Origin of the sequence: Caulobacter sp. 602-2, assembly GCF_011043625.1 — a bacterium.
Classification (GTDB): domain Bacteria; phylum Pseudomonadota; class Alphaproteobacteria; order Caulobacterales; family Caulobacteraceae; genus Caulobacter.
This window is the reverse complement of sequence record NZ_JAAKGT010000019.1, coordinates 47,208-60,496: the sequence shown is the minus strand read 5'-3', so window position 1 is coordinate 60,496 and position 13,289 is coordinate 47,208. Positions and strand designations below refer to the sequence as shown.

The 13,289-nt window shown below is 67.1% G+C and carries 8 protein-coding genes; 1 reads left to right on the top strand and 7 read right to left on the bottom strand.

Features of this window, described 5'->3' with window-relative positions; translation table 11 throughout:
• Nucleotides 1–121: 121 nt before the first annotated feature.
• The 3 genes from fusA to rpsL all read right to left on the bottom strand — a co-directional run bounded on the left by fusA (nucleotide 122) and on the right by rpsL (nucleotide 3,172).
• Nucleotides 122–2,200: an elongation factor G gene (gene fusA, locus G5B46_RS23445; RefSeq protein WP_165262978.1), complete on the bottom strand. Its 2,079-nt coding sequence runs from the start codon at nucleotides 2,198–2,200 to the stop codon at nucleotides 122–124.
• A 114-nt stretch (nucleotides 2,201–2,314) separates the two neighbouring features.
• Entirely contained in the window at nucleotides 2,315–2,788 is a 474-nt protein-coding gene (gene rpsG, locus G5B46_RS23440; protein ID WP_004624018.1) for a 30S ribosomal protein S7, read from the bottom strand.
• Between the two features lie 12 nt (nucleotides 2,789–2,800).
• On the bottom strand, nucleotides 2,801–3,172 hold the full coding sequence (gene rpsL, locus G5B46_RS23435) for a 30S ribosomal protein S12 (protein WP_058350131.1): 372 nt from the start codon (nucleotides 3,170–3,172) through the stop codon (nucleotides 2,801–2,803).
• Nucleotides 3,173–3,526: 354 nt separating this feature from the next.
• Between rpsL and G5B46_RS23430 the strand changes: the two genes are divergently transcribed.
• Nucleotides 3,527–4,309 carry a hypothetical protein gene (locus G5B46_RS23430; protein WP_346764972.1) on the top strand — a complete coding sequence of 261 codons (783 nt, stop codon included), beginning with the start codon at nucleotides 3,527–3,529 and terminating at the stop codon, nucleotides 4,307–4,309.
• A 9-nt stretch (nucleotides 4,310–4,318) separates the two neighbouring features.
• On the opposite strand, the gene G5B46_RS23425 is transcribed toward G5B46_RS23430, so the two are convergent.
• From G5B46_RS23425 to rpoC, 4 genes are all read right to left on the bottom strand, one after another.
• A complete protein-coding gene (locus G5B46_RS23425; protein ID WP_165262976.1) occupies nucleotides 4,319–6,301 on the bottom strand; it encodes a S9 family peptidase in 1,983 nt (660 codons plus the stop codon).
• Between the two features lie 105 nt (nucleotides 6,302–6,406).
• Nucleotides 6,407–8,206: a methyl-accepting chemotaxis protein gene (locus G5B46_RS23420; protein WP_165262974.1), complete on the bottom strand. Its 1,800-nt coding sequence runs from the start codon at nucleotides 8,204–8,206 to the stop codon at nucleotides 6,407–6,409.
• A 126-nt stretch (nucleotides 8,207–8,332) separates the two neighbouring features.
• Complete coding sequence (locus G5B46_RS23415; protein ID WP_165262972.1) at nucleotides 8,333–8,857, bottom strand: hypothetical protein; 525 nt, start codon at nucleotides 8,855–8,857, stop codon at nucleotides 8,333–8,335.
• Between the two features lie 171 nt (nucleotides 8,858–9,028).
• On the bottom strand, nucleotides 9,029–13,219 hold the full coding sequence (rpoC, locus tag G5B46_RS23410; protein WP_165262970.1) for a DNA-directed RNA polymerase subunit beta': 4,191 nt from the start codon (nucleotides 13,217–13,219) through the stop codon (nucleotides 9,029–9,031).
• Nucleotides 13,220–13,289: the final 70 nt, after the last annotated feature.

The following is a 13,289-nucleotide window of genomic DNA, read 5'->3' as shown; positions in this document are numbered from 1 at the left end:
TTCTTAGCTCCAGGACCCCAGAGGGGCCTTTATCAAAACGGTTGGACGTCTGGGGTTGGTCGGAAGGGGCCCATAGAGCCCCTTCCCATTCCGGCGTCTAGGCTTTTCCGCGAGGAAAGGCTTAGGCGTACTTCTTGATCACTTCGTCGGCGACGTGTTGCGGCACCGGATCGTAGTGGTCGTAGACCATGCTGAACTGGGCGCGGCCTTGCGACATGCCCCGCAGGGTGTTCACGTAGCCGAACATGTTGGCCAGCGGGACGTAGGCGTTCACGACGGTGGCGTTACCGCGCATGTCCTGACCCTGGATCATGCCGCGACGGCTGTTCAGGTCGCCGATGACCGAACCCAGGTACTCTTCCGGGGTCACGACCTCGACCTTCATGATCGGCTCGAGCAGCTTCGGGTTGCCCTTCTCGCGCAGTTCCTTGAAGGCGGCGCGCGAGGCGATTTCGAAGGCCAGGACCGACGAGTCGACGTCGTGGAACTTGCCGTCGGTCAGGGTCGCCTTGAAGTCGATCAGCGGGAAGCCGGCCAGCAGGCCGTTGTCCTTGACCGATTCCAGGCCCTTCTGGACGCCCGGGATGTATTCCTTCGGCACGGCGCCGCCGACGATCGCCGACTCGAACACGAAGCCCGAACCCGGCTCGCCCGGTTCGAAGGTGATCATGACGCGGGCGAACTGGCCCGTACCACCGGTCTGCTTCTTGTGCGTGTAGTCGATGTCGACCTTGCGACCCAGCGATTCACGGTAGGCCACCTGCGGCGCGCCGATGTTGGCTTCGACCTTGTAGGTGCGCTTCAGGATGTCGATCTTGATGTCGAGGTGCAGTTCGCCCATGCCCTTCAGGATCGTCTGACCGCTTTCGAAGTCGGTCGAGACGGTGAAGGACGGGTCTTCGGCGGCCAGCTTCTGCAGGGCGACGCCCAGCTTTTCCTGGTCGGCCTTCGACTTGGGCTCGACGGCGATTTCGATAACCGGGGCCGGGAATTCCATGCGCTCCAGGATCACCGGCGACTTCAGCGGATCGCACAGGGTGTCGCCCGTGCGGGTTTCCTTGAGGCCGGCCAGGGCGACGATGTCGCCGGCGTAGGCTTCCTTGATGTCTTCGCGGTTGTTGGAGTGCATGAGCAGCATGCGGCCGACCCGCTCGCGCTTGTCGCGCGTCGAGTTCAGCAGGCTCATGCCGGTTTCCATCTTGCCCGAGTACAGGCGGCAGAAGGTCAGCGAACCGACGAAGGGGTCGTCCATGATCTTGAACGCCAGAACCGACAGCGGCTCTTCGTCCGAGGCCTTGCGGGTGATCTCTTCTTCGGTCTTGAAGTCGATGCCCTTGGTCGGCGGGATGTCCAGCGGCGACGGCAGGTAGTCGACGACGGCGTCGAGCAGGGGCTGCACGCCCTTGTTCTTGAAGGCCGAGCCGCAGAGGATCGGGTAGAAGGCGCCGGTCAGCACGGCCTTGCGGATGCACTTCTTGATGGTTTCTTCCGAGGGCTCTTCGCCGCCCAGATAGGCTTCCATCGCGTCGTCATCGAGCTCGACGGCGTTCTCGACCAGGTAGGCGCGCGCGGCGACGGCCTTGTCCAGCAGGTCGGCCGGGATCTCTTCGTCGCGGTACGAGGCGCCCAGGCCGTCGTTGTCCCAGACCACGGCCTTCATGCGGACCAGGTCCACCAGGCCCTTCAGGGCGCTTTCCGAACCGATCGGGAATTGGATCGGCACGGCCTTGGCGCCGAGGCGGTCGCGGATCGACTCGACCGACTTGTCGAAGTCGGCGCCGATCTTGTCCATCTTGTTGACGAACACGATCCGCGGAACCTTGTACTTGTCGGCCTGGCGCCAGACGGTTTCGGTCTGCGGTTCGACGCCGGCGTTGCCGTCCAGCACCGTCACGGCGCCGTCGAGGACGCGCAGGCTGCGCTCGACTTCGATGGTGAAGTCGACGTGCCCGGGGGTGTCGATGATGTTGAGGCGCTTGTCGTTCCAGAAAGCGGTCGTCGCGGCCGACGTGATGGTGATGCCGCGCTCTTGCTCCTGCTCCATCCAGTCCATGGTGGCGGCGCCATCGTGGACTTCACCGATCTTGTGCGACTTACCGGTGTAATACAGGATCCGCTCGGTCGTCGTCGTCTTGCCCGCGTCGATGTGGGCCATGATGCCGAAGTTGCGGTAGTCTTCGATTTTATGCGTGCGGGGCATAGCGATCGCTCTGCGAAACGGGGCGGCCCTGACGGACACGACCGGGATTTAAACGTGCGGCGCGGGCGGTTTATCGCAAACCGCCCGCGCCTGAAAGGGTGCTGGTAAGAAAGCTTACCAGCGGTAGTGCGAGAAGGCCCGGTTGGCTTCAGCCATCTTGTGGGTGTCTTCGCGCTTCTTCACGGCGGTGCCGCGGTTGTTCGAAGCGTCGAGCAGCTCACCAGCCAGCTTTTCGGTCATGGTGTTTTCACCGCGCTTGCGAGCGGCGGTCACCAGCCAACGGATGGCCAGGGCGCGGCGACGGTCCGGACGGACTTCAACCGGCACTTGGTACGTGGCGCCGCCGACGCGGCGCGAACGGACTTCGATCGCCGGGGCGACGTTGTCCAGGGCGGAGTGGAAGGTTTCAAGCGGACCTTGGTCCTTGCGCTTGGCTTCCAGGATGTCGAAGGCGCCGTAGATGATGTTTTCGGCAACGGCTTTTTTGCCTTCGTACATCACGTAGTTCATGAACTTCGTGACGACCAGATCCCCAAACTTGGGGTCCGGCAGGACTTGACGCTTCTCGGCGCGACGGCGGCGGGACATTCTTCTTCTTCCTTACTTCGGACGCTTGGCGCCGTAGAGCGAACGACGCTGCTTACGATCCTTGACACCTTGGGTGTCGAGGACGCCGCGCAGGATGTGATAGCGAACGCCGGGCAAGTCCTTGACGCGGCCGCCGCGGATGAGCACCACCGAGTGCTCCTGCAGGTTGTGGCCTTCGCCCGGGATGTAGCACACGGCTTCAATGCCGGTGGTCAGACGGACCTTGGCGACCTTACGCAGAGCCGAGTTCGGCTTCTTCGGGGTCGTCGTGTAGACGCGGGTGCAGACGCCGCGACGTTGGGGGCAGCCCTTCAGGGCGGGCACCTTGTTCCGGACCGGCTTCGGAGAGCGCGGCTTGCGGATGAGCTGGTTGACGGTAGGCATTAAGTCTCTGCTCTGATGGAAGCGTGTGCCTTTCGGCCGAAGCGCTTCAGGGTCCTTGTCGTTGTTCTTTCCGGCTTCAAGGCTCCGATTGGAGACCCGATAAACACGAAACTCGCCGGGACGCGGAAAGCGTTCCGGCGGGCCTGCCGTCGGTTAAGGGACGGACGCTCATCAGGACGGGCGCAAGACCCACCTCGAAAAGAGCGCGGAACCTACTCGCGAAGGCGCTCCACGTCAATCGTCGCCTTCTGCGTCGGTTAATGGGACGTTTACTCGCCCAGCGAGACGGCCACGCTTTCGCCATCAGCGATCGCCAGCCTGGACCTGCAACCCTCCCTTGTCGTCGAGTTCTTCGTGGTCGAAGCCGCCGCGCGGTCGATAACCCTTCTGCTGGATCGCCCCGCCGAAGCCAAGCCCGACAAGCGGTTCTGGGCGGTGGCGGGCGGATCGGCGGTCGTGCACCTGGCGGTGCTGGCCTGGCTCGCCCTGCCCGTGCGGGCGGTGTTCCCCGACCAGGACACGGTCTCGACCGTGACCATCGAACTGATGACCCAGCCCCCTCGCGAGACGCCCCTGGAAGCCGCCGAAGCCGCGCCGGCGGCGACCGCCGCCGCCCAGCCGATTCCACGGGAGGCGCGACGCCCGGCGCCGTCGGGAATCGCTCCCTCCCCCTTCGTGGCCGCCCCCTCGGCCGGGGCGCGCGATCGCGGATCGGCCAGCCATCCCGCGCCCCTGCCGGCCGCCCAGCCCGGCGGCGACCTCAAGAGCGCCCTGCGCGGCAGCAGCACGGGCTGCGCCAACGACCGCGCCGTCGGCCTCAACCGGCGTGAGCGGGAACGCTGCGACGAGCGCTGGGGCGAGGCCGCCCGCAAGGCGCCCGAATACGCCGCCCCCATCGAAGCCGGAAAACGCCGCGACCTCGACATGCAGGCGCTGCGCCAGGAGGCCGAGCGCGCCTATCGCGACGCGCCCATGGGCCCCGGCGTCGACCATCGCAGCCGCGACGGCCCCGGCCGCGGCAAGGACATCCCGATGGTCGGCGGCCTGGAGCAGGACGGCCTGGGCCGCCAGCGCGACGCCACCCAGCAGCAGCTGCGCCTGCTGGAGATGAAGCAGAAGAAGGCGAAGAAGGACTAGCGCCCTTCCCTACGGCTTCACCGGCAGGTGCTTGGCCAGGAACTGCTCGGTCGCCTCCAGCATCCGGGTGCGGGCCGCGGAGCTGGACAGGTAGTGGTCGTCCTTCTCCAGCACCACGGTCTCGACCGGACGGCCGGCGGCCCGCAGCGCGTCGCGCATCCGTTCGGACTGGGCGGGCAGCACGGTGGTGTCGCGCTCGCCCCAGACCAGCAGCACCGGCGGGGTGGCCTTGGTCACCCGCCGGGCCGGAGAGATCGAGGTCAGGGCCGTCGGGTCGTTGGCGGTCGAGCCGATGACGCTGCGCCAGTAGCGGAACGAGTTCGATTCCTGGCCGTAGGCCGTCACCGTCTCGCTCAGCATCTGGGGCAGGTCGGCCACGCCGTTGACCGACACCGCGCAGCGATAGGCGTCGGGGTTCAGAGTCGCGCCGGCCAGGGCCGAATAGCCGCCGAAGCTGGCGCCGGCGATGCAGACCCTGGCCGGATCGATCACCCCCTCCGCGCCCAGGCTGGCGATCCCGTCCAGCAGGTCGGCCTGGATCTTGGCGCCCCACTCGCGCTCGCCGGCCCTCTGGAAGGCGTCGCCGAAGCCGGAGGAGCCCCGGTACTGCGGCTGCAGCACGGCATAGCCGCGCGAGGCCAGGAACTGGACCCACCAGTCGAAGTCGAAGCGGTCGCGCGCGGCCGGACCGCCGTGCGGCAGCACCACCAGGGGCAGCCTGCCGCCGCTCGCCGGCGCGCCCGGCGGCAGGGTCAGATAGGCCGGGATCTCCAGGCCGTCGCGGGCCTTGTAGGTCAGCCAGCGGGTCTGCCCCATCGGCTGGTCCTTCAGCTCGGGATACTCCTCGCCCAGGGGCGAGATCTCCTTGCGGGCCTTGTCGTACAGGTGCCAGACGGCCGGCTGGTCCGGCGCCGTCACCCGCAGGACGAAGCGGGTGCGGTCCTTCGACCAGCCGGTCAGCAGCACGTCGCGTCCCTTGAACAGTCGCGACAGCGAGCCGTGGACGCCGGCCAGCTGGGGATCCAGCCATTCGTAGGTCGGCCGCTCGCCGCCCGAGACGATCGCCGCCGGGGTGGTCAGGTTCTGGTCCCACAGCATGCCGACGTCGAGGTTCCTGACCGGCTTGCCCACCGGCTCGGCCGCGCCGCCCGCCAGGCGCCGGCGCACGACCTGCGAGGTGCCGTCGGCGGCGGTCTCGACGACATAGGCCGCGTCCTCGGTGTCGGAATAGCCCATGTAGCCGGTGTCGCCGTCGAGCCTGGCCAGCAGCTTGAAGATCTTCTCGCCCTTGGCCCGGCCGTACAGCGTGGTCTTGTGATTGAGGGCGTCCTCGTCGATCCGCACGCGCGCCTCGCCCGTGGCGTCGACGCTCCAGGTCTTGGTGTCGGGCGTGCCGCGCTCGGCGATGTTGCCGCGCCCCCTGACCACGTCCACCCGCCAGAGCGTCCAGACCAGCGGATTGACCACGCCCTTGCGGACCAGACGGGTGTTGAGATTGCCCTCGCCGTTGTCGACCAGCTCCTCGAGGCCCAGCACCAGCGCCTTGGGCTTCTCGCCGTCGACCACGCCCAGCACCGGCTGGCTCAGCGCGTAGACCGAAGGGCTGTCGCCCTCCAGCAGCTGGCTGATCACCTTGCCCTTGTTGTCGACGACGATGTTGCGCTCGAACCGGTAGGCGTTGCGCGGCCCGGTGCTCTGCCAGTAGGCGGCGCGGACGAGGGCGTAGTTCTCGCCGACCCAGCGCACGTCCATGGTCTGGATGTCGCCCAGGCCCAGCAGCGCCTCTCCGGGCTTGTCGATGGTGGCGAAGCGGACCGTGCGGGCCACGGGACCCCCGCCCATGATGGCCAGCTGGTCGCCGGCCGGCGACATGGCCGCGTCCTGCACGGCCGGCAGCCGCCCGAACGCTGAAGCGGGCGCCGCCCCCTGCGCCCCCGCGGCCTGAACCGAAAGGATCGACAGAAGGGCCGCGGCCCCGAATTTCCCAAGCAACGCTCGCCCCCAAGCACACGCGCGACGACACCCGTCAGCACCATGCACTCAAGGCGAGACCCCGCCTTGCGTCAAGCTCACAGTGAAGCTTGACGCCCCCTGCCCTCAGCCTGCGCGGCGCAGGCCCGGCGCGGCCGCCTGCGAGGTGCGGAAGCGCGCCACCATGCCCGACAGTTCGTCGGCGGCGGTCACCAGGTTGCGGCTGTCGCCGGCCGAGCGGCTGATCAGGGCCGCGTTGCGCTGGGCGCCCTGGTCCATCTGGTTCACGGCGGTGTTGACCTGCGACAGGCCGACCGACTGCTCCTGAGCGCCGGCCGCGATCTGGCTGACGATGCCGTCGATGGCCTCGACCTGGGCGACGATCTTCTGCAGGGCCTCGCCCGTGCGACCGACCAGCTTCACGCCGGCCTCGACCTGGCGGGCGCTGTCGGCGATGTGGACCTTGATCTCCTTGGCCGCTTCGGCCGAGCGCTGGGCCAGAGCCCGCACTTCCTGGGCGACGACCGCGAAGCCCTTGCCCGCGTCGCCGGCGCGAGCCGCCTCGACGCCCGCGTTCAGGGCCAGCAGGTTGGTCTGGAAGGCGATCTCGTCGATCACGCCGACGATCTGGCCCACCTGGTGCGACGAGGCCTCGACCCCGCCGATGGCGGCGATGGTCTCCTCGACCACGCTGCGCGAACGGCCCGCTTCGGTCTGGGCCTCGCGCACGGCCATGTGCGCGCCGCGGGCGCCTTCGGCCGTGCGGCGAACGGTGACGGTGATCTCTTCCAGGGCCGCGGCCGTCTCTTCCAGGCTGGCGGCCTGCTGCTCGGTGCGGTCGGAGATGTCGGACGAGGCGTCGGCGATGCTGCCCGCGCCGGCGTTGAGGGCGCCGACGGCGTCGACCACCGAGCTCATCGCCGCTTCCAGGCGCTCGACGGCCTGGTTGAAGTCGCTGCGCAGGCCCTCGTAGTCGTGGGCGAAGGGCTGGTCGAGGCGGACCGTCAGATCGCCGTTCGACAGGCGGCCCAGGCCCTGGGCGAGGCTGTCGACCACCTGGCTCTGCTCGCGCGCCGAGCGGGCGTCGCGGGCCTGGGCGGCGGCGCGGTCGGCCTCGGCCTGGTCGCGATCGCTGGCCGCGTCGGCCTCGATGCGGCGCTTGGCCTCGGCGTCGTCACGGAAGGCGTGCACGGCGTCGGCCATCAGGCCGATATCGTCGCGGCGGCCGGCGAACGGCAGGGCGACGTTCAGGTCGCCCTTCATCAGACGGGCCATGGCCTCGCGCAGCGTCTTCAGCGGCGCCAGCTGGCGACGGACGGTCAGCACCGAGGCGACGCCGCCGGCCAGGCCCAGCACCACGCCGGCCACGCCCAGCCAGGCCAGCTGGCGATAGACGGGGCCGAAATAGTCGGCCTTGGGCACGCCCACGAACATCACGCCGATCACCTGGCCCGAAGCGTCCTTGATCGGGTCGTAGGCGACGAAGTAGTCGCGCTTGAGGATCTTGGTCTCGCCGCGATAGGGCTCGCCGCGGCCGAGCACCGCGTCATAGACCGGGCCCTGGGCCAGGCTGGTGCCGACGGCGCGCGAGCCGTCCGGCTTTTCGACGTTGGTGCTGATGCGCTTGTCGCCGGCGAACACGGTGGCCACGCCCCCGGCCAGGGCCTTGACGCGGTCGACGCCGGCCAGGTCGCCGTTCAGCGCATGATCGCCGATCAGCAGCTGGTCGCCCTCGCGGCGGAACGCCTGGCCCTGGCGGCCGATGACGTCCCAGGCCACGCGCATGCTGGTTTCCTGCTGGGCCACGGCCTGGCGTTTGGCGAAGCCGAGCGAGCTCCAGGCGACCACGGCGAGCAGCCCGGCCAGCAGAACGGCGAAGGCGGCGGCGATGGTCAGGCTGACCTTGGTGGAGATGTCCGAGCGCATGGGGTCCGGGCGAGAGGAAGGAATTTGCACTCCTTTTCAGCCCGCCCGGCTGAAATTTCATTTAACGCGCTGAAATAACGAGAGTCTTTTTACAATACGTCACATTTCCACCGAAGGTTGCCAAATCTAGGCGGCGGGCTTCGGCGTCTTGGCGGGCCGGGTGATCTTGCCGTTGCAGGCCAGCTTCCAGGCTTCCCAGTAGGCGGTGTCCAGGTGGGCGCAGCCGGCCTTGTTGTAGGCGACCTCGGCGTCGTACCAGTCGACGTCCTGCTCCCCCAGATACTTGAGCACCAGCGCCCGGCACTGCGGCCTGGCCTTGGGCGACAGGGCGTCCTTCTCCCGGACCACGTGATAGGCCTGTTCGTTCTCGGCCTTGGTGGCGACGAAGCCCGTCCAGCGATCGCCCGGCATCGCCGCATCCAGGCAGACGAACCGCCCCTCCCCTTCGACGTCGCTGACCAGGGGGTCGCGGAACAGCACCTCCTGGGGCTCGGGGAAGGTGGCGGAGATGATCGAGAACACCTCGTCGACCGCCACCTTCTCGGCGCCGGTGAAGCCGTCCGAGGGCTTGGGGTCCGGCGGGATCTCCGGCGCGCAGGCGGCCAGGCACAGGACGGCCGCGACCGCCGCCATCGAGATGCTGCGAAGCATGGACGTCCCCCGACATCCGGCCGCCCCCGGCGACCGCGCAAAACAAAAGAGCGGCCGGGTTTCCCCGACCGCTCCTTGTCTAGCACAACCTGTAAGGTCGTCAGCCGCCGATTACTCGGCGTCAGCCCTGGATGCCTATCGGCATCCAGGTTTCCGAGTGGTCTCGGACGCCTATTCGGCGTCCGAGAGCGCGATTTCCGCCGGCAGCGGCTCCATCGCCTCTTCGCGCTGAGCGGCCAGCTGCTCGTCGCGCTTGGCGGCGACGCGCTGCAGGCTGCGCAGGTAGGAACCCGTACCAGCGGGGATCAGGCGACCCACGATGACGTTTTCCTTCAGGCCTTCCAGGGTGTCGGTCTTGCCGTGCACCGAGGCTTCGGTCAGGACGCGGGTCGTTTCCTGGAACGACGCGGCCGAGATGAAGCTCTTGGTCTGCAGCGAGGCCTTGGTGATGCCGAGCAGCACCGGCTGGGTCACAGCCGGACGGCCGCCGCGGGCGATCGCCTTGTCCTGTTCCTTGTCGAACTCCGGCTTATCAAGGTGGTCGCCCTTGATGAGGCCGGTGTCGCCGGGCTCGATGATCTCGACCTTCTGCAGCATCTGACGAACGATCGTCTCGATGTGCTTGTCGTTGATCGGCACGCCCTGCAGTCGATAGACCTCCTGGATCTCGTCGACGAGGAAGTTGGCCAGGGCCTCGACGCCCAGGATGCGCAGGATGTCGTGCGGATCCGGGTTGCCGTCGATGATGTACTCGCCGCGCGTGATGTAGTCGCCATCATGCACCGCGATGTGCTTGCCCTTCGGGATCAGGAACTCGACCGCTTCGGGCTGGTTGCCGTCGGCGTCGACGTCCGGAGTGATCTTGATCCGGCGCTTGTTCTTGTAATCCTTGCCGAATTCGACACGGCCGTCCATTTCCGCGATGACCGCGCAGTCCTTCGGACGGCGGGCTTCGAAGAGTTCGGCGACGCGCGGCAGACCACCGGTGATGTCCCGGGTCTTGGCGCCTTCGGTCGGGATACGGGCGATGACTTCACCCGGCTTCACTTCGTCGCCGTCGGCCACCGAGAGAATGGCGCCGACCGACAGGAGGTAGCGAGCCTCGCCGCCGTTCGACAGACGCTTGTACGAGCCGTCTTCGGCCAGCACGCCCATGGCCGGACGCAGGTCCGAACCGCGGGCCGACGCACGCCAGTCGGCGATGACGCGCTGGGCGATGCCCGTCGCTTCGTCGACTTCCTCGCGGACCGAGAAGCCGTCCACCAGGTCTTCGGCGCGGATGCGGCCGCCGACTTCGGTGATGATCGGCGTGGTATAGGGGTCCCAGTCGGCCAGGCGCTGACCGCGCTTGACCGTGTCGCCGTCCTTCACCTTCAGGCGCGCGCCGTACGGCGGCTTGTAGTTCTCGCGTTCCTTGCCGTCGACCAGCACGCTCACCGAGGTGTTGCGGCTCATCACGACCAGGGCGCCGTCCGAAGCCGTAACGGTCGCGCCGCTGACGCGGACGACACCGTCGTTGCTGCTTTCGAAGAACGACTGCTCGGCCACCTGCGCCGTACCACCGATGTGGAACGTACGCATGGTCAGCTGCGTGCCCGGCTCACCGATCGACTGGGCGGCGATGACGCCGACAGCTTCACCGATGTTGACCGGGGTGCCGCGAGCCAGGTCGCGGCCGTAGCAGGCGCCGCAGACGCCGATCTTGGCTTCGCAGGTCAGGACCGAGCGGACCTTCACCGACTGGACAGCCGCCGCCTCGATGGCGTCGGCCATGTTCTCGTCGATGTAGGTGTCGGCCGGAGCGACCAGTTCGCCCGTCGACGGATCCTTGACGTCCTCGGCCGTGAAGCGGCCCAGGACGCGGGTGCCCAGCGAGACCAGCACGTCGCCGCCTTCGACCACGGCGTGCAGGGTGATGCCCTTGGTGGTGCCGCAGTCTTCCTCGACGATGATGCAGTCCTGCGCGACGTCGACCAGACGACGGGTCAGGTAACCCGAGTTGGCGGTCTTCAGCGCGGTGTCGGCCAGACCCTTACGGGCGCCGTGGGTGGAGTTGAAGTACTCCTGAACGGTCAGGCCTTCCTTGAAGTTCGAGACGATCGGGGTCTCGATGATTTCGCCGGAGGGCTTGGCCATCAGGCCGCGCATGCCGCCCAGCTGCTTCATCTGGGCTTGCGAACCACGGGCGCCGGAGTGGGCCATCATGTAGATGGCGTTGATTTCCTTCTCGCGGCCGTTCTCGTCCTTATGCTTCGTCTGAAGCTCGGCCATCATCTCGTCGGCGACGCGATCGGTGGCCTTGGCCCAGGCGTCAACGACCTTGTTGTACTTCTCACCCTTGGTGATCAGGCCGTCGGCGTACTGTTGTTCATATTCCTCGGCCAGGGCGCGCGTCTCGGCGACGATCGCTTCCTTGCGCTTCGGAATGATGATGTCGTCCTTGCCGAACGAGATGCCGGCCTTGGCGGCTTCCTTGAAGCCCAGGCCCATGACCTGGTCGGCGAAGATCACCGTCGCCTTCTGACCGCAGTGGCGGTAGACGACGTCGATCAGGTTGCCGATTTCCTTCTTGGTCAGCGCCTTCTCGATCAGTCGGTGACCGATCGCGGGGTGGCGCGGCAGCAGGGCGGCGATCTTCATGCGGCCCGGGGTGGTGTCGATCACGCGGCGGCGAGCCACGCCATCGGGGTCCACTTCGGTGAAGCGCGACTTGATCTTGGCGTGCAGCGACACGACGCCGGCGTCCATGGCGGCTTCGATTTCGCCCAGATCGGCGAAGATCTTGCCTTCACCCGGCTCACCTTCGCGAGCGACCGACAGGTAGTACAGACCCAGGACGATGTCCTGCGACGGCACGATGATCGGGCGACCGTTGGCGGGCGACAGGATGTTGTTGGTCGACATCATCAGGACGCGCGCTTCCAGCTGAGCTTCCAGGCTCAGCGGGACGTGCACGGCCATCTGGTCGCCGTCGAAGTCGGCGTTGAACGCGGCGCAGACCAGCGGGTGCAGCTGGATGGCCTTGCCCTCGATCAGCTTCGGTTCGAACGCCTGGATGCCCAGACGGTGAAGCGTCGGAGCGCGGTTCAGCAGGACCGGGTGCTCGCGGATCACCTCTTCGAGGATGTCCCACACCTGGGGCTGTTCGCGCTCGACCATGCGCTTGGACTGCTTGACGGTGCCCGAGAGGCCCTTGGCGTCCAGGCGCGCGTAGATGAACGGCTTGAACAGCTCCAGAGCCATCTTCTTGGGCAGGCCGCACTCGTGCAGCTTCAGGTCCGGACCCACGACGATGACCGAACGACCCGAGTAGTCGACGCGCTTGCCGAGCAGGTTCTGACGGAAGCGGCCTTGCTTGCCCTTCAGCATGTCGGCCAGCGACTTCAGCGGGCGCTTGTTGGCGCCCGTGATGACGCGACCGCGACGGCCGTTGTCGAACAGGGCGTCGACCGACTCCTGCAGCATCCGCTTTTCGTTGCGGATGATGATGTCGGGCGCGCGCAGTTCGATCAGGCGCTTCAGGCGGTTGTTACGGTTGATGACCCGGCGGTACAGGTCGTTCAGGTCCGAGGTCGCGAAGCGGCCGCCGTCCAGCGGCACCAGCGGACGCAGTTCCGGCGGGATGACCGGAACGACCGTCAGCACCATCCACTCGGGACGGTTGCCCGACTCCTGGAAGGCTTCCAGGATCTTCAGGCGCTTGCTGAACTTCTTCTGCTTCATGTCCGACACGGTGCCGGCCAGTTCCTCGCGCAGACGCTCGGCCTCTTTTTCGAGGTCGATGGCCTTCAGCAGGTTCTGGACGGCCTCGGCGCCGATCTCGGCGGTGAAGCTGTCGTCGCCGTACTCGTCCTGGGCGCGGATGTAGTCGTCTTCGCTCAGCAGCTGGTGTTGCTTCAGCGGGGTCAGGCCCGGCTCGGTGACGATGTAGTATTCGAAGTACAGGACGCGCTCGATGTCCTTCAGCGGCATGTCGAGCATCATGGCGATGCGCGAGGGCAGCGACTTCAGGAACCAGATGTGAGCGACCGGCGAGGCCAGCTCGATGTGGCCCATGCGCTCACGGCGAACGCGGGCGAGGGTGACTTCCACGCCGCACTTTTCGCAGATGATGCCCTTGTACTTCATGCGCTTGTACTTGCCGCACAGGCATTCGTAGTCCTTGGTCGGGCCAAAGATACGGGCGCAGAACAGGCCGTCACGCTCGGGCTTGAACGTGCGGTAGTTGATGGTCTCGGGCTTCTTGATCTCGCCGAACGACCACGAACGGATCTTTTCCGGCGAAGCGAGCGAGATGCGGATCTGGTCGAAGGTCGGCGTGGCCTGGACCGGATTGAAGATGTTCAGGACTTCCTGGTTCATCTTGGTTCCTTCTGCGGGACTACCCGCGAAAATTCAAAGTGGAGAAGAGGCTGAAGGGGGCCCCTCCCCG